The organism is Shinella sp. HY16 (genome assembly GCF_028534175.1).
Lineage (GTDB): Bacteria > Pseudomonadota > Alphaproteobacteria > Rhizobiales > Rhizobiaceae > Shinella.
In genome coordinates, this window is sequence record NZ_JAHYXL010000001.1 from 2140367 (window position 1) to 2161122 (window position 20756).

General features: G+C 64.3%; 20 protein-coding genes. 6 read left to right on the forward strand and 14 right to left on the reverse strand.

From position 1 onward, the window contains the following. Positions 1-19 precede the first annotated feature (19 nt). Together K0P03_RS10790 and K0P03_RS10795 are read right to left on the reverse strand one after the other, a co-directional pair. Positions 20-1231, reverse strand: a complete 1212-nt coding sequence (locus K0P03_RS10790; protein WP_272789570.1) for an ROK family protein — start codon at positions 1229-1231, stop codon at positions 20-22. A gap of 66 nt (positions 1232-1297) precedes the next feature. Continuing rightward, positions 1298-2182 (reverse strand): sugar phosphate isomerase/epimerase family protein, encoded by an 885-nt coding sequence (locus tag K0P03_RS10795; RefSeq protein ID WP_037409430.1) that lies wholly within the window; start codon positions 2180-2182, stop codon positions 1298-1300. Positions 2183-2591: 409 nt separating this feature from the next. On the opposite strand from K0P03_RS10795, the gene K0P03_RS10800 reads away from it, so the two are divergent. Genes K0P03_RS10800 through K0P03_RS10810 form a run of 3 tightly spaced genes read left to right on the forward strand, consistent with a single transcriptional unit; the run spans position 2592 to position 6174 of the window. After that, complete coding sequence (locus tag K0P03_RS10800) at positions 2592-4115, forward strand: sugar ABC transporter ATP-binding protein (protein WP_272789571.1); 1524 nt, start codon at positions 2592-2594, stop codon at positions 4113-4115. A gap of 30 nt (positions 4116-4145) precedes the next feature. Next, positions 4146-5114, forward strand: coding sequence for an ABC transporter permease (locus tag K0P03_RS10805; RefSeq protein ID WP_130515494.1), 969 nt, complete (start codon positions 4146-4148; stop codon positions 5112-5114). 46 nt (positions 5115-5160) lie between these two features. Further along, positions 5161-6174 carry a substrate-binding domain-containing protein gene (locus K0P03_RS10810; RefSeq protein WP_272789572.1) on the forward strand — a complete coding sequence of 338 codons (1014 nt, stop codon included), beginning with the start codon at positions 5161-5163 and terminating at the stop codon, positions 6172-6174. Between the two features lie 94 nt (positions 6175-6268). Here the strand turns inward: K0P03_RS10810 and K0P03_RS10815 are convergent, their stop codons facing one another. Next, entirely contained in the window at positions 6269-6799 is a 531-nt protein-coding gene (locus K0P03_RS10815; protein ID WP_272789573.1) for a dihydrofolate reductase family protein, read from the reverse strand. A 217-nt stretch (positions 6800-7016) separates the two neighbouring features. Between K0P03_RS10815 and K0P03_RS10820 the strand changes: the two genes are divergently transcribed. Next, entirely contained in the window at positions 7017-7322 is a 306-nt protein-coding gene (locus K0P03_RS10820; RefSeq protein WP_023513617.1) for a hypothetical protein, read from the forward strand. A gap of 360 nt (positions 7323-7682) precedes the next feature. Here the strand turns inward: K0P03_RS10820 and K0P03_RS10825 are convergent, their stop codons facing one another. The 10 genes from K0P03_RS10825 to K0P03_RS10870 form a co-directional block, all read right to left on the reverse strand. Continuing rightward, positions 7683-9191 (reverse strand): amidohydrolase family protein, encoded by a 1509-nt coding sequence (locus K0P03_RS10825; RefSeq protein WP_272789574.1) that lies wholly within the window; start codon positions 9189-9191, stop codon positions 7683-7685. Further along, positions 9188-10126 (reverse strand): nucleoside hydrolase, encoded by a 939-nt coding sequence (locus K0P03_RS10830; RefSeq protein WP_272789575.1) that lies wholly within the window; start codon positions 10124-10126, stop codon positions 9188-9190. Before K0P03_RS10830 ends, K0P03_RS10825 begins: the two co-directional genes overlap by 4 nt. Next, positions 10123-10548, reverse strand: a complete 426-nt coding sequence (locus K0P03_RS10835; protein WP_023513620.1) for a VOC family protein — start codon at positions 10546-10548, stop codon at positions 10123-10125. The genes K0P03_RS10830 and K0P03_RS10835 overlap by 4 nt, the downstream gene beginning before the upstream one ends. 8 nt (positions 10549-10556) lie before the next feature. Then, positions 10557-11450 carry an ABC transporter permease gene (locus K0P03_RS10840; protein WP_023513621.1) on the reverse strand — a complete coding sequence of 298 codons (894 nt, stop codon included), beginning with the start codon at positions 11448-11450 and terminating at the stop codon, positions 10557-10559. Then, entirely contained in the window at positions 11447-12484 is a 1038-nt protein-coding gene (locus tag K0P03_RS10845; RefSeq protein WP_023513622.1) for an ABC transporter permease, read from the reverse strand. Before K0P03_RS10845 ends, K0P03_RS10840 begins: the two co-directional genes overlap by 4 nt. Continuing rightward, entirely contained in the window at positions 12481-14061 is a 1581-nt protein-coding gene (locus K0P03_RS10850) for an ABC transporter ATP-binding protein (protein WP_272789576.1), read from the reverse strand. Before K0P03_RS10850 ends, K0P03_RS10845 begins: the two co-directional genes overlap by 4 nt. A 147-nt stretch (positions 14062-14208) precedes the next feature. Further along, positions 14209-15234 (reverse strand): BMP family ABC transporter substrate-binding protein, encoded by a 1026-nt coding sequence (locus tag K0P03_RS10855; protein WP_037407166.1) that lies wholly within the window; start codon positions 15232-15234, stop codon positions 14209-14211. Between the two features lie 116 nt (positions 15235-15350). Then, positions 15351-15671 carry an NIPSNAP family protein gene (locus K0P03_RS10860; protein WP_023512230.1) on the reverse strand — a complete coding sequence of 107 codons (321 nt, stop codon included), beginning with the start codon at positions 15669-15671 and terminating at the stop codon, positions 15351-15353. Continuing rightward, a complete protein-coding gene (locus K0P03_RS10865; RefSeq protein WP_272789578.1) occupies positions 15668-17308 on the reverse strand; it encodes a GMC family oxidoreductase in 1641 nt (546 codons plus the stop codon). The genes K0P03_RS10860 and K0P03_RS10865 overlap by 4 nt, the downstream gene beginning before the upstream one ends. A 3-nt stretch (positions 17309-17311) precedes the next feature. Beyond that, positions 17312-18139 (reverse strand): uracil-DNA glycosylase, encoded by an 828-nt coding sequence (locus tag K0P03_RS10870; protein WP_050743345.1) that lies wholly within the window; start codon positions 18137-18139, stop codon positions 17312-17314. 259 nt (positions 18140-18398) lie between these two features. On the opposite strand from K0P03_RS10870, the gene K0P03_RS10875 reads away from it, so the two are divergent. Continuing rightward, entirely contained in the window at positions 18399-19031 is a 633-nt protein-coding gene (locus K0P03_RS10875; RefSeq protein ID WP_130515480.1) for a TetR family transcriptional regulator C-terminal domain-containing protein, read from the forward strand. A gap of 58 nt (positions 19032-19089) precedes the next feature. On the opposite strand, the gene K0P03_RS10880 is transcribed toward K0P03_RS10875, so the two are convergent. Further along, positions 19090-19371, reverse strand: a complete 282-nt coding sequence (locus K0P03_RS10880) for an ArsR/SmtB family transcription factor (RefSeq protein WP_272816000.1) — start codon at positions 19369-19371, stop codon at positions 19090-19092. Between the two features lie 121 nt (positions 19372-19492). Between K0P03_RS10880 and K0P03_RS10885 the strand changes: the two genes are divergently transcribed. After that, entirely contained in the window at positions 19493-20689 is a 1197-nt protein-coding gene (locus K0P03_RS10885; protein WP_272789580.1) for an MFS transporter, read from the forward strand. The last annotated feature ends 67 nt before the right edge of the window (positions 20690-20756 follow it).

Sequence of the window (20756 nt, forward strand, 5' to 3'; positions counted from 1 at the left end):
TTGATGCTGGGGGCCACGCCTAGGTGGCGGTTGAGCGTTGCAGCGCCGGATCATCGGCACCGAGGTCTTCATTTTCGAGCGACAGGAAGCGCTGATGCAGCATGCAGGCCGCCCCGAAGGCGGGGCCGATTTCCGTGTCGTCGACGGAAATCTCCGGCGCGGGGAACAGCGTGCTCTGCCCCTCCGCCATATGCGCGGCTACGCGGGCCGCGACCAGCGGATAGAGCCCGGCCACCGATCCCCCGAGCACAATCCGCTCGGGATCGATGAGGCGGCATGCCTGCAGCAGGGCGCAGGCGAGATACCGCGACCAGTCTTCGGCAATGTTCACGGCGGCGGGAACACGGTCGCGCACATCCGCGATGAAAGCGTGCAGTCCGGGCGCCGCCGAACCGGTCGCCGCGCGATAGCGTGCCACGAGTGCCTCACGCCCGATCAGCTGCTCGAACTTCTGCCCGCCGCTGCCGGGCACCAGGATGTGACCGATCTCGCCCGCAAGGCCATGGCCGCCGCGAAAGAGCTTGCCATCGATCATGATCCCGCCGCCGATGCCGGTCTCCATCGAAAGGAAGAGCGTGACGCCCGCCCGGCCGTTCCGGTAGCTGTCGCCGATCGCAAAGGCATTGGCATCGTTCTCGACCGCAACGGGCATGGGAACCGGAACGGCATCGCGGGCGATCTGCCCGAGCGGCACGTTTCGCCATCCGATGATCGGCGCCAGCGCAACGACCCCGTCCGGTCCGATATGCGCGGGGGTCGATATCCCGAGCCCCCTGCACCGGGCAAGCATGCCCGGGTCCATGGCACCGACGACCATCTCGATCGCCTGCTGCATCGCAGCCTCGACGGTCGAGGAGACCGTGTCAAACGCCTCGCTCCGATAGAGCCGAACCTGGGCGGCAAGGTCGACGACGGTCGTCGAAATGTGCTCGACACCGATTTCGACGCCGATGAAGAAGGCGGCATCGGGCACGAGCTGGAGCATGATCCCCGGCCGCCCGGCACGGGCCTGGCCGGCGCGGTCGGGGCCGTCGCCATCGATCTCCTCGACGAAACCGCTTCCCGTCAGCTCCGCCACGATCTGCCCCGAGGACGAGCGGTTCATGGCAAGTTGCCGCGCCAGCTCCGCCCGGCTCATGCAGCGGTTGCTGTAGATCGCCTGCAGCGCGGCCACGATGTTGTTCTGCCGAATGCGGCGCGGCGTGCTGCCGATGGAAACGATGTCGCTCATCTCCCGATCCCCCCGAATGAACCCGCCTCGACCCTACACGGACAAAGCACGTTGCTAGAAGAGCCTTTAGGGCCGGGCGTTCGTTGCCCGGCGGCGTTTGGCCTCTTCGAGCTTCATCTCGATAAAACCCTTGGCATGAGCCGCCAGCGGGTCGTTCTGTGTCCAGGTATCACGCCAGATGGCGCAGACGAGCGACAGCCCCTCATCGACCACCGCTGTGGAAAAACTCTCGAACACGATGTCGCGCTTGTAATCGATGTCGAGGAGCGCGTCGAAGATCGCATCGAAATCGATGACACCGTCCCCAAGATAGCCGCGATTGCTTTCGCCGATGTGGAAGTACCCGATCTTGTCGCCTGCAAGCCGGATGGCTGCGGCGGGATTGGCCTCCTCGATGTTCATGTGGAACGTGTCGAGATGCAGGCGCACATGATCCGAGCCGGTGTCCGCGATGAACTTCAGGCCCTGGGCGGTCGTGTTGAGAAGGTTGGTCTCGAAGCGGTTGACGATCTCGAGAACGATATCGACGCCTGCGGCTTTGCCTGTCTCGGCCGTTCCGGCAATCGCCGCGACGCTGTTGTCCCAGCCGCGCTTCGTCGGCTGCCGACCGTATTTGGTGTGCGCGGAATAGAGAATACCGCCAAGCTTGGTGCCGCCGATGTCGCGCACGGCGCGCACGGCGTCCGCCAGCATCGCCTTGCCGCCGGCAACGACGGCCTGATCCTCACTCGAAACGTCGCGATCGATCGGAAGCCCCATCGTCACGCCGATCTCGACATCGAGGGACTGAGCGAGCTTCGCCAGGTGATCGAGATCGAACTTCTCCGGTCGCAGATAGGCGAATTCGATCGCGCGATAGCCGTGCTCGGCGGTCTTGCGCAGGGCCATCTCAAGCCCCTCCTGGGTTTGGCCGCCCGTCCAAACAAATGAATGAATACCCAGTCGACGCATCACAATTTCCTCCGCAAAGTCGCTTCGTTGGCGACATGGCTATCTCTATTAGTATTTTTACGCAACAAATATTTTTGGGATAAAAATGCCTAAAAGCGGTTCAATATCCTGGAAAGTGCGTAAAAATCATAAAATCCACCTTCATGATCGAGAAAGACCACCAGACGCAACAACCAAAACGGTCATTCATCCGATATAATTTGCATGTTTAAGCAACAAACCTTGCGTCGCCAATTTTTTTGCGTTAGGTGGTGTGCATGGCGAGCGCGATTTCGCCGGCTGCCGGGAGGGCTGACATCATCAGCGGGCGCGTTAAAGCGCCCCCGCTTCTGCCGCCCGAAGGCCGGCCTCTCCCCACACATCGACAAATTCCCGCCCTTGAGGCGGGCGACCATGCAGGAGGAGCGCAATGGTTGCGAATGAACCGACTTTGCAAGACGGGGGCGACACACCGCCGCCCTTGCTGCAGGCCCTGAACCTCTCAAAAACCTTCAACAAGGTTCCCGCCCTCATCGATGGGCGGATCACGCTGCGGGCCGGCACCGTGAACGCGCTCTGCGGGGGCAACGGCGCCGGCAAATCGACCTTCCTCGGCATTCTGATGGGGCTGCTGCGACGCGATTCGGGAAGGGTCTCCATCCGCGGCAGGGAGGTCGAATTCGGATCGCCGGCCGACGCGCTCGATGCAGGCGTCGCCATCATCACACAGGAGCTCAGCCCGTTTCTCGACATGACCGTGGCCGAGAACCTCTATCTCGGCAGGGAGCAGCGGCGCGGCCGTTTCTTCGTCGACGACCGGCGCATGCGCGCGGAGGCCGAGGATATCCTCGCGCGCCTCAAGTTTGACATCCCGGCCAGCGCCCGGCTGCGCGATCTCTCCGTTGCCCAGTCGCAACTCGTCGAGATCACCAAGGCGATCAGCCGGCGCAGCGACATCCTGATCATGGACGAGCCGACATCGGCCATCGGCGAACGCGAAACGCAGATGCTCTTCGACGCGATCCGTACCCTGACGGCCGAGGGCGTCGGCATCATCTACGTTTCCCATCGCCTGACGGAAATCTTCGAAATCTCTGATGACTATACCGTCTTCCGCGACGGCCGCTTCGTCGAGGGCGGAGCCATATCGAATATCGACCGCAAGGGTCTCATCCGGTCGATCGTCGGCCGGGACCTGCTGGATCACCGCCGTGAGCCAAAATCCTTCGACACCGAAAAACCCTTGCTGGAGGCCCGCGGTTTCTCGGCAAAGAACCGGTTCAGCGATATCAACGTGACCCTGCATGCCGGCGAGATCGTCGGCCTCTACGGCCTGCTCGGCTCCGGTCGCAGCGAGTTCGTGAACGCCCTCTACGGCAACGAACCGCGCGATGCGGGCGAGGTCCTGATCGACGGCAAACCGACCGACCTGCGAACGCCGGCCGATTCCATCCGTGCCGGTATCTCGTTGGTGACGGAGGACCGCAAGCAGACGGGCTTGTCGCTGACCGCCTCCGTCGCGCACAACATCACCGTGGCGAACCTTCCGCACTATACGCGCGGCGGCTTCCTGAAAGGTGCGGCGGAGGCTAGCAGCGTCCGCGCGCACATCAAGTGCTTCTCGATCAAGACCGCTTCCGCCGACCTGCCGGTGCAATCGCTGAGCGGGGGCAACCAGCAGAAGGTCGTATTGGCGCGTTGCATCGATACCGATCCGCGCATCCTGATCTGCGACGAGCCGACCCGCGGCGTCGACGAGGGCGCCAAGCGCGAAATCTACGCCTTCCTCGAAAGCTTCGTCAAAGCGGGCAACGCGGTGCTGATGATCTCGTCGGAAGTGCCCGAGATCCTGGGCAATGCCGACCGCATCATCGTCTTCCACCGCGGCCGGATCGCGGGCGAAGTCTCCGGCCCCGACGCCACCCAAGAAACCCTAGTCCACCTGGCATCCTGACCGGACGCATCGCTCGTGGAGGAGACCACCATGAATTCCACCGACGCTCTCAAGCGCGATATCCAGATCGGAACGCTGATCGCCCGCTACGGCATCGTGATCTCGTTCGTGTTGCTCTTCATCATCCTGTCCCTAGCCTCGTCCAACTTCCTGTCGACGAACAATCTGCTCAATGTCCTTCGGCAGGTGTCGATCAACGGCGTGCTGGCGGTCGGAATGACCTATGTCATCCTCACCGCGGGGATCGACCTGTCGATCGGTTCGCTGCTGGCCTTGGCCGGCGCGGTGGCCGCAAGCTTGGTTACCGGCGCGGATGCGTTCAACCCGGCAATCGCGGTGCTTGCCGGCATCGCCACCGGCGCCGCCTGCGGCGTCGTCAACGGCGGCATCATCGCCTATTTCAAGGTGCCGGCATTCGTCACCACGCTCGGCATGCTGAGCGTGGCGCGCGGCGCGACGCTGCTTTACAGCGGCGGCCGCCCCATCCCCAATCTCAGCCCAGAATTCCGCTGGCTCGGCCAGGGCCTGGTCTTCGGCATTCCCGTGCCGGTCATCATCTTCGCCATCGTCTTCGCCATTGCCGCGATCGTGCTTCGCTACACGGTCTACGGGCGCCGGATCTATGCGGTCGGCGGCAATCCGCGCAGCGCCAAGACCAGCGGCATCAACACGAACGGCATCGTCTTCTCGGTCTACGTGATCATGGGTGCACTCGCGGGTCTTGCCGGCGTCATGCTGACCGCACGCACCACCTCGGCCCTGCCGCAAGCCGGCATCGGCTACGAACTCGACGCCATCGCCGCCGTCGTCATCGGCGGAACAAGTCTCACCGGGGGCATCGGCCGTATCGGCTACACGCTCGTCGGGGTGCTGATCATCGGCATGATCAGCAACGGTCTCGATCTGATGGGGGTGTCCTCATACTACCAGCAGATCATCAAGGGTTCGATCATCGTCCTCGCGGTGCTGATCGACCGCTCCCGCGCGCGGAGCGAATGACACCTGGAACGCGGCCATCGCCGCCTGCAACTGGAGGAATTGCACTATGAAAATGACCCGACGTTCGCTTTTTGGCGCCGCAGCAGGCCTTTGCCTTGCCACCGGCTTTTCCAGTTCGGCCGCTCACGCCGAAGCCTTGAAGATCGCCGCCATCGTTCAGAGCCTCAACACCGAATACAACGTGCTCTGGGCCGACGCCGCCAAGGCGCATCCCGCCCTTTCCGACGGCACGGCGACGCTGACGATCCTCGACGGCCGCCAGGACGTGCTGACGCAGTCCAACCTGTTCGACACGGCGATTACGGAAAAGTACGACGCCATCGTCTTCATCCCCGTCGACATCGATGCCGGCAACGAACCGATCGAGCGCGCGAAGGCCGCCGGAATTCCGGTGTTCGGCTCGAACACCGTCGTCTCCAACACCGCGCTCTACGACGCCTATATCAACTCGAACGACGTCGAGGCGGGCGAGCTTCTGGCAAAGGCCGTGATCGACAAGGCCGGACCGGACGCCAAGATCGTCATCCTGGAAGGCATGCTCGGCCAGTCTGCACAGGTCCAGCGCCTCGAAGGCATTCAGAAGGTGCTGAAGGACAATCCGGGCGTCACCGTCCTGGAGCAGAACACGGCCAACTGGTCGCGCGCGGAGGCCATCACGCTCATGGAAAACGTGCTCACCGCGCACGGCAAGGATGTACAGGGCGTTCTGGCGGAAAATGACGAGATGGCCGTCGGCGCCATCGAAGGCATCCGCAACCATGGCCTCGATCCCAAGAGCGTCCCCGTTGCCGGCGTCGACGGCATCAAGGACGCGCTGGAGGCCGTGAAGCGCGGCGAACAGCAGATGTCCATCCTTCAGGATGCCAGCGGTCAGGCCCAGGGTGCCATCGACCTCGCCCTCAGCAAGCTGGCCGGGGAAAGCTACAAGCCCCGCGCCGCCGTCTGGGATGTGAATGGTGGAAAGCTCGCCTGGAACGGCGGCAAGGAGCAACACTATTATGTGCCGTGGCTCGCCGTCACCGCGGAGAATGTCGATGCGGTTCTTGGCGCAAGCAAGTAGGCCCGAACCACCGGGACCGGACGCGCGCGTGCCCCTGACGGGGCACGCGTTGGTGTCGGTTGCCGGACGCGTTTCCCCTCCGGCATATCCCCGATCAGGCAGGAACGTAGGTCAGCCGGATCACGTCCTCGCAAATCCTCTCGCTCGCCACAAAGCGGAGCGGTGGCCGGGGACCGGCGAAATAGGGCGTGCCGCGACCGAGCACGACGGGATGCAGGTAGATACGGTATTCGTCGATCAGACCAAGGTCGCCGAGGCTCTTTGCAAGATGCGGACCGGCCACCTCGATCTCCCCTTCATGTTCGGCCTTCAAGGCACGGATCGCCGCCTCAAGGTCATCGCCGAGAAGTGCAGCATTGGGCCCGACAGACTGCAGCGACTGCGACGCGACCCATTTCGGCTGCCTCCGCCATGCCACGGCGAAGGCATGCTCGTCCGCGCCCCATTCGGGGTGTTCGTCATCCCAGTAGCGCATGATCTCGTATATGCGGCTGCCGTAGATGCTGCCGGTCTGCCCGCGGGCCTCTTCGATGAAGTGCCGGAAGAGCGTTGGGCTTGGCGCGAAGGCCGTATGATCGACATAACCGTCCAGGGACTGGTTCATTCCAAACACCAGCTTCGCCACTGCCGCCTCCTCTGCCGATCGGCACGTTCGCCTGGTTCCGATCGCACTGGCAATCAACGACAGACTAGGCTAACCGGTTTCATATCACAACCAGTTTATCGCTGCGCGCGGCAACCCCAATTGCCGATGGAAAGAGGCAGGGTTGTGCAAAGTTTGGGTTGACCGCTTTCGACGGCGCAGCGACACTTCAGTCCTTGAGAAGGCAGGAGGAAAACCAATGGACGAACCAGACCGGTGGCGCCACATGGCAAGCGCGCCGCGAGACGGTAGCCGGATTCTCGTCACCGTGCGCTCGTCCGAACAGGGACCGGCGGAAGTCGACGTCGCCTACTGGGCGAATGGCGACCGCTTCGGCGCAGAAGGCTGGCGCGCCTCCGACTCCTCCCCCGGCCGCGTCATCGAATATGCCGAACCGGAGCTGAAGTGTTGGATGCCGATGCCCTCGGCCAGCCTCAGCCGGGCCTCCGCACCCGCGCCCTGGGAGGGCGAAGACGCCCAACAGCTCGACGGATCTGGGATCTAGAGCAATTCCAGCAAAAGTGCGTAGCGTTCTTGCGTCAGGAATTGCGTAAAAACAAACAGATAGTGCGTTTTCGCAATTCGAAGAAAAGCGGAAACGCTCTAGCGAGGCAGGCTCCGCCTCCTCTCAGACCCCGCCCGTGCGGCTCCGCCACGCGGGCGGGCTTCCCGGCTTTTCTCCGAAAAGGAAGAGACGTTTCCTACGGCGTGAAAGCACACCATCTCGCTGACCATCGTCAGCACCGGCTGCCGTGTCGCCCTGCCCGTCACCGCCAATGTCGGCGAATGCTTCGAGCCGGTCTGGCGCATGCCGGCACTACGGGAGATCTTGCAAAAGCTCAGCCCTGTCGGCTCGAAGCGCTGATCAACCGCCATCGCCCTGATAGCGGTTGATGGCAATGTCCATCCCCGTCGCCCTACGATGGATTTCGGCCATAACAGGTTCGAAGACCGCGTTGCGACGCTCGAGCTCGGCATGCTCGGCAAGATAGGCCGGCACCAGCGCGGCAACCTCGTCAAAGACGGCCGTTTCATCCACCGTGGTCAGACGTCCGCCTTGCATAACGATCCGTCCGGCGACCATCGCCGTTTCGATCGAGGATCCGTTTTCCGAATAGACCAGATGTTTGGCGACATCGTTGAGCGGCATGAAGGGGTAGGTCTTCAGATCGAGAATCAGGAGATCGGCCGCCTTGCCGACCTCCAGCGAGCCCGTCACCTCCTCCAGCATGGCCGTCTTCGCGCCACCGATCGTCGCCATGGTCAGGATTTCATGCGCCGCCACCCATTTCTCGTGGTCGGGTCCGGCGGCACTGTGCACGAGGCCGGCAACGCGCATGACGTCGAAGATGCGCGACGTGTCGTTCGAGGAAACACCATCGGTGCCGAGCCCGACCGTCACACCGGCATCGAGCAGACGGCGGATCGGGGCGATGCCTGCGCCGAGCTTCAGGTTCGACACGGCATTGTGCGCGACGGAGACGCCCGCGTCCCCCATCAGCCGCATGTCCTCGTCGCTGACCCAGACGGAGTGTGCAATGGTCGTGTTGCGCTTCAGGAGACCGAGATCGTGCATGTAGGCGATGAGAGACTTGCCATGCAGCACCGGGCCCGTCACGGCCTGCGTCTTCGTCTCGAGAATATGGGTATGGAAGGGCACATGCCGTGCGACCGCAAGGTCCATGCAGGCGGCCATGAGATCGGGCGTGCAGCGCTGCGGCGCCGAGGGGGCGATCATGAAGTTCAATCGGCCCGCCTTGCCGTGCAGGCTGGAGAAGGCGGAACGGCAGTAATCCATATAGGCGCCCGCAGTCATCGGGGGCCCGAAATCGAGACGCGCCTGCAGTTCAGGGGGCATCACCTCGCGCGCGAAGGGCAAGGCGTCGAGCGTGTGCACATTCATCACGGCGCTCGAGACATTGGCGCGAATGCCGGCATCTTCATAGGCCCGGAACACCGTGGCAAGCCGGTCTAGGTCGTGCCTTGGCGGGTCGAAGAAGTCGTCGCAAAAGGTGGTGACGCCGTTGCGCAGCGATTCCATCGCCAGCAGCAGGCTGCGCAGATAGAGCAGCCGCTCGCCGATCGGGTCGTTCATCAGCAACGGATAGGCATAGAGCAGCCAGATCTCGAGCGGCATGCGCTCGTAGCGACCGCGAAGGAAAGTCTCGCTGGAATGGGTGTGCGCGTTGACGAGCCCGGGCATGACCAGCTTGCCGCGCCCCTCGACGATGCGTGCGCCCGGCCCAGCGGCGATCGTTCCGCCGACCGCCTTGATGGTCGCACCGTCGATGAGGATATCGCCGGAAAAGGGAGCCGAACCATGCTCTGCGTCCATGGCGACGATCGTCGCGTTGCGGATCAGCGTCTCGCTCATGGCAGGTTTCCGAGGGATTGCAGCAGGAGATCGTAGTAGGCGGCGGGATCGCCGTCGCGGACATAGAACACGTTTTTCGGCCGGTCGGTGATCTGCCACCAGTCGGCGACCGTCATGCCGGCCGTCAAAGTGCCGTTGAGTTCGACGGAGACATTGATCTGACGCCCCGAAAACATCTCCGGCGCCAGCATGAAAGCGGGCACGCAGGGCCCATGCAGCGGCGCGCCGTCCCAGCCATATTTTTTCAGATCGAAGGTCTCGGAGAATTCCAGCATCTCCGCCGTCGCCACCCCGCAGCGGTTGGCAAGCGCCCGCATCGCATCGAGCCGCGCACGCGTCGAGCGCATCCGGTGCGTCACGTCGAGCGGCAGCAGCGTCGTCCTGATGCCGGCCCTCAGCACGATATCGGCGGCTTCGGGGTCGACATAGCAATTGAACTCCGCGGTCGGGGTTATGTTGCCGACCTCGAAATAAGCGCCGAGCATCGCGACGACCTCGCGGATCTTTCCGGCAATGTCAGGCGCCTTGCGCAGGGCCATCGCGAGGTTCGTCACGGGCGAGAGCGCACAGATGGTGATCTCCCCGGGATGGGCGCGGACGGTATCGATGATGAAATCGACACCGTGTTTCTCCCGGGCTTTGATGGATGGCGGCGGCAGGTCCGGGCCATCAAGACCCGTCGGACCATGCACATGCTCGGCCATGACCAGCGGGCGGATGATCGGATGCGGGCAACCGGCGAAGACAGGAACATCCGGCCGACCGGCCAGTTCCATCAGCTTCAGGCAATTGGTGACCGTATGCTCCAGATTGATGTTGCCGGCCGTCGCGACGAGGCCGAGCACGTCGAAGGCCTGCCGCTGGCCGAGAATCATCAGGATTGCAGCGGCCTGGTCTTGCCCGGGATCGGTGAGGATGATGAGCTTGCGCATCATGCCGCCACCTTGCCCGGCGCGCCGCCTTCCAGCCACGCGTAAAGCTCCCAGGTCTCGCCGTCCGGCCCGTGGAAATAGAGGCAGCGAGCATTCCAGGGATAGTCGGCCGGCGGCCCGACGAAGACCACGCCCTCCGTCGCAAGGTCCGCATGGAGCGCATCGATATCGGCCGGGCTGTCGAGCCTTACCGCGACGAGCACGGCCGAGGCCGACCCTTTCGGCACGCACACATTGGCATGCGTCTCGATATGCGCCCGGTCCCACACCGCAAGCGTCAGGCCCGCACCGATGAAGTCGGCGAAGCCCGGCGCGCGATGCTGGAGCTTGAAGCCGAGTTTCTGCGTGTAGAAGCGGATGGATGCCTCGAGATCGGTGACCAGGATACAGACGTCCCGGATCGGATGGCGTTGTGCGAACATCATGATGCCTCCTATTGGTCCCGCAGTTCGGCGAAGGAACTTGCCGCTTTCGCCCCGCCGCGCAGCTTGCCGGAAAGCCAGACGCCGAAGACGGTGGCGAGATAGGGCAGCGCCTGCAGAAGATCGTGCGGGATCCTGTCGCCGAACATGAGCTGGGCGCGGATGCCGATCGCCCCGACCACCGCGAAGAAGAGCGCGGCGAAGGTCGCGCCCACCGGATGAGCGGCTCCGAAGATGACCGCGGCGAAGGCCATGAATCCACGCCCGGCGGTCATGCCCTGGGCGAAGAACTGCAGGCTCCCGGCGGCAAGTTCCGCACCGCCGATCGCGCACAGAACCCCGCCGATCGAAAGCGCCACGAGCCGCATGCGCGACGGGTTGGCGCCGACCCCACGGGCGGCAAAGGGGTGCTCGCCGCAAGCTGCGAGCCGAAGGCCGAAACGTGTTCGCCGCAGCAGGACCCACATGGCGAAGACGACGAAGGGCATGGCGGCCACAGAGATCGACAGCACTCCGTAGGTGCCGAAGGCCGGCCCGAGCTTGGGAATGCCGAACGGGGCCGTAACGGTCGCCTGGCTGCCGAAGATCGACTGGACGGCGAGTGCCGTGCCGCCGACACCGAGCCCCGTCAACCCGAGGCCGGCGATGATGGGGTTGGCCTTCAGCCTGTCGATGACGAACCAGAGAAGCACCGACGCCAGCACACAGGCAAGGATGGCGATGAGGATGGCCGCCGCCACGGATTTGGTAAGCATGATGCCGAGGATCGTGGCACAGGCGCCGATGATCATCAGGCCTTCAAGGCCGAGGTTCCAGACCCCTGCCCGCTGGGCGATGACGCCGGCGAGCGTGACGTAGATCAGCGGCGTTCCGGAACGCAGGATGGCGATGATGATCTCGTTCATGACGAACGCCCTCCAAAACGCAGCACCCTGTCGACAAGCTTCGACCGTGCCGTAATGAACAGCGCGATCGCTGCATTGATGATGTCGATGGCCGCCGCTGGCAGCCCCGCCATGATCGGCAGGTAGAGCGCCGCGGAAGCAAGGCCGCCGAAGAACACGGCTGCCACCGCCGTTCCGACAACGGAGAGATTGGCGACGAGCGCGATGAGGATCGCCGTGAAGCCATGCGCCGGCAGGAAGCCCGAAGCGATACGGCCGTTCGGCCCCATGAATTCGATCGTGCCGGCAAGGCCCGCCAGCGCCCCGGAAATGAGGAAGCTGGACAGGCCGAGCTTCCAGAGCCGTGCCCCCTGCCACTCGACCATCGTGCCGTTGCGGCCGGCAAGGCTCGCCAGCACCCCGAAGGCGGTCCGGTTCACCAGCAGCCACATCAGGATGCCGACGATGGCCGCGATGGCAATGATGGTCGGGGAGAGGCCGAGGGAATCGGAAATGCGGTAGGCCGCATCGAGCGGCCGGCTCGATGCCTGTTGGCCGGAACCCGAGGGATCCTTGAGCGGTCCCGCGGTGACATAGACCAGAAGCAGGCCTGCCATGAAGTTGCCCATCAGCGTGGTGATGACCTCGTCGGTGCCGGAGCGAAGGCGCAGCAGACCCGGCCAGAGAGCCCAGAGGGCGCCGCCCAGCATGCCGGCAAGCAGCAGTGCGGGAATGACCAGGACGGCAGGCCCGCCCTTCAGCGCCTCGGCCGCAAACGCGGCGCAGATCGCGCCGACATAGAACTGGCCCTGCGCGCCGATGTTGAAGAACCCCGCCCGGAAGGAAATGCCGACGCCGACTGCCGTGATGAACAGCGGCAGCGCCCACCGGAGGCTTTGTTCGATCGCGCCACTGCGCAGGAACGCCCCGTCGAGCACCGCCCAGAGCATGACGGGTGCGTTGTAGCCGGCAAGCTGGAAGACGAGTGCGCAGAGCACGAGCGCGAAGATGACGAAGACCAGACTGCGGAGGACGGTGATAAGGCTGTCTTTCATGCGTTTGCCCTCACAGCAGCGCCGGTCATGGCAGCCCCCACCGACCCGATGTCGAAGGGCGCGCGGAACTCCCCATTCAGCCGTCCCGACAACATCACCACGACGCGGTCGGAAATATCGAACAGCTCATCGAGATCCGACGAGATGAGCAGGATGGCGGCACCGCGGTCGCGGGCCTGCCTCAGCGCCTGCCACACGAAGGCGGTCGCGCCGATGTCGAGGCCGCGTGTCGGCTGGGCGGCGATGATCAGCCGCGCGGCCGGATCGACCTCGCGCGCGAGGATCACCTTCTGTGCGTTGCCGCCGGAGAGCGAGCCGGCCCTCTGCCCGCAATTGTGGTAGTGCACGCTCCATGCCTTGAGCGAGCGGTCGCACGCCTCGCGGATGACCGCGGGCCGGATGACCTTGAGCAGACTGCCCTGCAGCAGGTCCCGCGCGCTCCAGTTCTGCCAGAGCGAACTGGTAAGGCTGAGGCCTTCCACGTTGCGCTCGAAGGGAATGATCCTGAGACCGATCGCACGGCGGGCGGCAAGCGGCTGGCGGGTCACGTCCTGCCCGGCGAGAGCGATCGAGCCGCCGTCGAGGTCCGCGAGGGCGGAAATCGCCCGGACCAGTGTCTTCTGCCCGTTGCCTTCAACACCGGCGATGCCGACGATTTCGCCCGGACGGATATCAAGGTCGATCGTGTCGAGTGCGATGCCCTCGCTGTCCGGCCGGGTGGAAACGGCCTTCATCGACAAGACGGCAGGGCCTTTTGCCTGGGACGGCTGGTCGGCATCCCCGCCGGCCGGGGATTTCGTTCCGACCAGGGCGTCGCGGTCGTGCCCATCGAGCGTCCTGGCCACCGCATCGCCGACGATCAGGTTGGCCAGCCGCTCGGCCGGGACCTCGGCGATCGGAAGCGGCCCCTCCACCTTCCGGCCGCCGCGCAGCACCGTGACCGTATCCGCGATACCGAGCACCTCACGGATCTTGTGCAGAATGAGGATGACGGTGACACCACGCGCCTTGAGGCGTCGAACGCGGGAAAACAGCATGTCGATGCCCGCCGGCGACAGCACCGCCGTCGGCTCGTCGAGAATGAGCACGCGCGCATCCGTCACCAGCGCACGCGCGATCTCGATGCCCTGCTGCGTCTCGATCGGCAGGTCGCGGATCCGCCGGTTGAGATCGACCTGAACGTCGAGCCCGGCAAGATGCGGCCGCCATTTCTCCGCAAGCGCCTTGCGGCTGTAGATGCCGCCCTTGCCCGTCGCCCCGAACTCCATGGCCTCGGCAACGGTGAAGGACGGCGGCAGGGCAAAACTCTGGTGGACGAGTTCCACGCCCGCGGCGCGGCTTTCCCTGACCTGCCCCGTGCGGATTTCCTGCCCCATCACGTCGACGGCACCGAAAGTCGGCCGCACGAGGCCGGCGGCGACACGGGCGAAGGTCGTCTTGCCGGCGCCGTTCTGGCCCACGACGGCATGGATCTGGCCCGGAGCGAAGGAGGCTGAAACCTCCGACAGAGCCGTCACGTCACCGAACTTCACGGTGACGTCGCGGCACTCCAGGGCCGACTTCGGAAGATTGGGCATGATACGGTTCCCAACGAGAGCAGAGGTTCACGTCCGTCAACAGGGCTGGAGACGAGCCGCGAACCTCCCGCGACCATCCCTCGGGGACGGCCGATGCCGATTGTCCGTCAAGGCTCCACGCCGGCCCGATGGGCCGGCGCCGGAGGCTCAAAGCGTTGTGTTGAACGGGACCTTGATGGATCCGTCCAGAATGCCCGCCCGAACCTTGTCGACCTCAACGAGCGCTTCCTTCGCCTTCGCATTGAGATCTGCCGGTCCCTGCTCGGCGAAAACAGGCGAAGGAATGAAATCGATGACGCCGGTGCCGAGGCCCGTATGCTCATGCGTGCCGCCCTTCCAGTCGGAGCCGACGGCCTTGGTGACCTCATTGTAGAGCGAGACGCCGAAATCGAGGCTGACGATGGAGATGAGCGACTTCGGACCGAGCTCGTACTGCCCGGGCGCAAGGCAGCTCACCATGCGACCTTCCTTTTCATTGGCCGCAGCGATGATGCCGCCATCAGTGGCCGCCGCATCGGTCTGGATGTAGTCGATGCCGTCATTGTACATCTGGGTGGCGATTTCCTGCCCCTTGGCGGGATCCTGGAACGAGCCCGCAAAGGCGGCGACGACGCTGGCATCCGGCCGGATGGAGTGCACGCCAGCCTTGAATGCGTTGAAATCGGCATTGAGCGGGGGAATCGAGACGCCGCCAATGAAGCCGGTCTTTCCGGTCGAGGTCATCCTGGCGGCAAAGACGCCCGAAAGATAGCAACCGAGATAGTAGTCGTAGGAAACGGTCACCACGTTCGGGATCGCCGGTTCGAAGGGGTCGCCGAAAAGCTGGATCCACTTGGTGTTGGGATAGGACGGCGCCAGCGCCTTGAAGGGCTCGGCCACTTCGTTGAAGGTCGAGACGATGATCGCAGCTCCTGCATCGCCAAGCGTGCGGTAGATGGTCTCGTAGGTCGCCGGATCCTGCGCGTAGATGGCGCGGTACTCGAAGCCCTTTTCCTCCGAAAGCTGCTTGAGCTTGGCGATCATCTGGTCCACCGGACCGTTGTCGCCGGCCGCCTGCGTATGAACGAGCGCGACCAGTCCGCCGGAGGCGCGGGCGAATTCGGGCACGATGCTGGCTGCAAAGCCAAGCGCCGCGGCGCCTGCGCTCGCCTGCAGGAATGTGCGGCGATGCATCCTGTGCTGTGCATTGGCCCCAGTCTTGTCTGTCATGGTGGTTCCCTCTTTTATCGATTGTCGTTTCGCATGCGCATTCACCGACGCGCAGGCCCTGCTGCGCATCGGTTGCCGCCTCAAAGAGGAGGCGAGTAGGAGGCCGGGTTCATGATCATCACCTCCTGCTTCTGGATCGCGTCCAGCGCCCAGACCTCGGAGATGAACGTCTGCCAGTCGGGGTCGGCATACATCGCCGTCCGGCGCGCCTCGCGGTCGGCGAGACTGTCGTAGGCCCACATCAGAACCGTGGTGTGAAGGGTGCCGAGTTCCGAGGAATAGAGGCCGACAAAGGTGTTGAGGTGGCGCTTCTGCACGGGCAGGCCGTCAGCCTCGTATTTCTTCATCCACTTATCGACCGTACCGGGCTTGAAGGTATAGGTGCGGTGTTCGAGGATCATCGGATCGCTCCTTCTGCGTTCAGGATGAACTCGGCGCATTTCTCGCCGATCATGATGGCCGGTGCATTGGTGTTGCCGCTCGAGATGATCGGCATGATCGAGGCGTCGGCGACGCGCAGCCCCTCGATGCCGCGGACCTTGAGCCGCGCGTCCACCACGGCCATGGGATCGTTGCCCATCTTCGCCGTTCCCGCCGGATGGAAGGTCGTCATGGCCGTTGCACGAAGCCAGCGTGTCAGCGCCGCATCGTCAAGCGCCTCCGGCCCGGGCGCGAGCTCCTTGCCGCGGTATCGGTCGAAAGCCTTCTGGCCGACGATGTCCCGGGTCAGCCGGATGGCGTCGATCATCGTGCGAATGTCGAACTCGTCGCGCAGGTAGTTAGCCAGGATCTTCGGCTTGTCGGCGGGATTGGCCGACCGCAGCGTGATCTCGCCGCGGCTCACCGGATTGACGGGGCCGACACGGATCGTGAATCCGTGGTTGGCTTCCACCGCCTGTTTCTTGCGGAACGGATTGGGGAAGTGCAGGTTGGCCGTCTTTTCCAGCGCCGGCATGAAATGCAGCTGGATGTCCGGCGCGACGAGACCATCGTTCGAGCGGATGAAAGCGCCAGCCTCGTAGGGAAAGGTCGTCGTGATGCCTTCCCCGAACAGCATGCCCTGGGCAACGGCCGGTATGAGCTTGTCGGCACGCAGGTCGCCGAACAGGGTGATCGGCTCCCGGCATTCCCAGCTCATGACGCAGTCGACATGATCCTGAAGGTTCTTGCCGACACCCGGAAGATCGAGCACGGGCTTGATGCCGAGTGCGCGCAGCTCGTCGGCCGGCCCGATGCCCGAGAGGAGCAAGGCCTTGGGCGAATTGACGACGCCCGCGGACAGGATGACCTCACGCCCCGCATGGGCGCGCCCCGACCGACCGTCCCTGACATAGTCGACGCCGCATGCCCGGCCGTCTTCGATGACGAGGCGCGTCGTTTCCGCCCCCGTCAGCACGGTCAGGTTCTTGCGATCGAGCGCGGGGCGCAGGAAGGCCCAGGACGTCGACCAGCGCTTTCCCTTGCGGATGGTGAAGTCGTAGCGGCCGAACCCTTCCTGGGTGGCGCCGTTGAAATCGTCGTTGTCCGGGTAGCCGGCCTGCAGGCCCGCCTCGCAGAACACGTCCATCAGCGGATTGTGGCCACGGGCCCGGCAGACGGTCAGTTCGCCGTCTGCGCTGTGGAACGCATCCTTGCGCTGGATATGGGTCTCGGAGCGCCGGAATGCCGGCAGCACCTCGTCATAGGACCAGCCGGGCAAGCCGAGCTGCGACCAGCGGTCATAATCGTGGCGATTGCCGCGCACGTAGATCATGCCGTTGATGGTCGAGGTCCCGCCCAGCACCTTGCCGCGCGGCCAGTAGAGCGAGCGGCCGTTAAGGTAGGGCTCGGGCTCCGTGTGATAATGCCAGTTGTAGATGCCCGAATGGAACAGCTTGCCCATCAGCATCGGCAGCCGGAACAGCGGATTACGATCCTTGCCGCCCGCCTCGATCAGCAACACACGGTTCGCCGGGTTCTTCGACAGGCGGTTCGCAAGAACGCAGCCGGCCGACCCCGCGCCGACGATGATGAAATCATATTCCGGGGCAGACGCCATGGATCACCATGCGACAGGCTGGCCGCCCATCGCCTCCAGGTAGGAATTGCACAGAAGGAACGGATTTTCCCGGCCCAGCACATCATCGGCAAAAGCGGGATGCGCGCGCTGGACATAGGCGACATGGCCCTCACGCCCCTCACCGACACCGGCCGCGGCAAAGATATCGGCGGCAGCCGCGCCGAAACCCAGGAAGACGACGGGCGCGTCCCGCGCCAGAAGCGTTTCGACCACGCGCAGCATCAACGGCCGCCAGAAGGGCAGATGCCCGCGCGACTGGTGCGGATCGATATCGACGCGAAAACGGGAGAGCGTCAGCGATGCGTTGAGCAGGAGGACACCCTCCCTCACCCAGCGGTCGGCAATCAGGCTGGGTGCCTCGAACACCCCCGCCGGATCACACAGCAGATGGCGCACATCCGGCCATCGGCCGAAATCCCGTGCGAGGCTTTCATCGCCGAGGCGCGCGGCCGCGATGAGCTGCATATAGGCGCGGATGCTCTTCGAGAACATCTTGTCCAGCTCACCCCAGCCAGCAAGATTGCCGGCCTCGAAGGCGCGGCCCGTTGCGAAACCGGGTTCAGGATAAGGATCCTGCCCGAGGATCAGGCAGCGCACATCCCGCGGCGCAATGCCGTCAAAGGCGGCGAGCATATGCGCCCCCGGCGGCTGGCCGGGAAAAACCTTGCCACGGCGGGCCGGAAAGATCGGCTCCCACGCCTCCAGCTCGAGATCGCCGCCGACACGATCGAAATCCGCGCCGACGGAGCCGAGTGCGGCACGCCAGAGCTGCGGCAGGTCGCCTTCCCAGCCGGCAAGCGTCTGCGCCATCGCCTCCCTCAACCGCATCGACATCTCGGCCTCCCCTTCCGTCCACTGAAGGGGAGACTAGACAAAACTTGACCAAAGTGTCAACTTTCTAAAAGTTAAAAAATGACGACTCGGTCAATTTTTCCTGACAAATACGTCAGCTTTTGGCAAAGATCGAAACGCTTGCATTTCGCCGGAAAACGCGGCAATTGCGCAGACGATCCCGCCACCACGCACGATTGCCTGGTACGAAGCGACGGCGAGATGGAGGCGGAACGACATGGCAAGGTCAGCTAAAGATCCCGAGGAGCGCATCCGCGAGCGCAACATGCGCCTCATCATCAAGGCGGGGATCGAAGTCTTCGCGCGCAAGGGCTTCGACGGCACGCGCATCGCCGAGATCGCGGAGGCTTCAGGCCTGCCGAAGGCCAATGTCTACTACTACTTCTCCTCCAAGGAGGAGATCTACACCGCGATCATCGCGCATCTCATCGCCAGCTGGGACGATGCGCTGAAATACATCTCGCCCGAACGCGAGCCCGCGGAGGCCTTCCGGCTCTACATCAAGGCAAAGCTCGAATACACGCGCAAGAACATCGCGGAATCCCGCCTTTTCGCCAGCGAGATCATCCAGGGCGCGCGGTTCCTGAAGAAGAAGGATCGCGACCACATGCGCCAGATCACGGATGCGCATGTGGCCGTCGTCGAGGGCTGGATTGCCGCCGGCAAGATGCTGCCGGTCGATCCCCGCCACCTCTTCGTCATGCTGTGGGCATCGACGCAGTTCTACGCGGACTTCGAACCCGTCGCCGCCGACGCCCTGAAGAAGTCGCGCCTGAAAGCCGAGGACTACGAAAAGGCAGCGACCACCATCACCGAAACGATCCTGCGGGGCATTCTCCGCAATCCCTGAGCGTTTGCGCTGAACCAGGACACCGTGAGGATCTCGCGCCGCCGTCCCGGATAGTCGGCTATGTCTCGGCGGAGGCGGACAGCACCGAACCGATCAATCCCGGAAACCGCGCCTCCAGGTCGTCGCGCCGGAGGCTGAGGCGGCGGCCGCGGCCCAATGGCTCATTGCGGATGATGCCGGCCTCGCGCAGCACCTTCATCAGATGCGACTTGGTCGACTTCGGCATCGAGGGGTCGGAAAGATGACATTGGGCCATCTCGAGCGGGCCGTCGGCGAGCTGGCGCACGATGGCCAGCCGCTCGGGATCACTCAACGCGAAGAGCACGTCGGTCAGCCGCATATCCTTGCGGGCGGGATGCGGGAGTTCTGGTATCTCGGGCGCCATGGTTCGAATTTAGTTGAACCATGGTGGAAATGATAGTAGATATTGGTTCGAAATTATTCGAACAATCAGGTGCCCCGTGACCGATGCGACGCTCTTCACGCCGCTACGCAGCCGAACCGGCTTCCGCATCACGCTTGCCGGCATGGCGGTGATGATGGCCGGCGCCAGCGCGCCCTCGCCGTTTTATCCGCTGCTGCAGCAGGAGATCGGTTTTTCGGCGGCCACGCTGACCGGCATCTTCGCCGTCTACACCGTCGCGCTGCTGGCCTCGCTGCTCGTCACGGGATCGCTGTCCGACCATGTCGGCCGGCGGCCGGTGATCTCCGGCGGCTTTGCGCTGATGGCGCTGAGCCTGCTGCTGTTCTGGCAGGCGGGCGACGTGGGCGGATTGATCCTGGCGCGCGCCTTGCAGGGCATCGCGGCGGGGCTGCTGCTCTCCGCGCTGTCGGCAACCGTGGTCGATCTCGAACCGAGGGACAGGCCGGGCAGCGCCGCGGTCTGGAACTCGGTTGTTCCGCTGGGCGGGCTCGCCGTGGGGGCTCTTGCGGCCGGCATTCTGATGGATGCGACCGACATGGCGGAGGCGGATGTGTTTGGCACGCTGGTCGTCGCCTATGCGCTGTTTGCCGCTGCGATCTGGCTCATCCCGGAGACCGCGCCACGGCATGAAGGTGTCTGGGCCTCGCTTCGCCCGCGGGTCGGCATACCCGCCGCCGCCGCCAGACCATTCTGGCGGAGCGCCCCCGCCGTTATCGCGGGCTGGGCGACGGGCGGGCTCTATCTCTCGCTCGGCGCACCGATCGTCCGGCACGTCTTCGGCGCGAAGGATCATGTGACGCAGGCGAGCGTGATCGTGCTGCTCTGCGCCGCCGGCGCGGTTGCCTGCTACATCGCACGCGGACATTCCTCGCGGCGGGTGACGCTTTACGGAACCTCGGCGCTTTCGATCGGAACGGCGCTGACGCTTGCGGCGATCAACTGGCAATCGCTGCCCGCCTATCTTGTGGCTCTGGTGATCGCCGGAACGGGTTTCGGAACCTGCTTCTACGGCGTGCTGCGGTCGATCGTCCCGGTCGTGCGGCCGGACGAGCGCGGTGAGCTCTTCGCCGCACTGTTCACGCTGAGCTATCTCGCCTTCGGCCTCCCCACCCTGCTCGCCGGCATCGCCGTCGGCATGTTCGGGCTGACGGCGACGACGCTGGGCTACGGCACGCTGATCGTTCTGTTCTCCGCGACGGCAGGTCTGCTGCGCAGATTCGGCACGTCGGACTGATATTCTCCGCGAGAGGCCGGGTCAAACGGTTCCTGGGCCTGGATTCCACGCAAATCCGGACGGAATC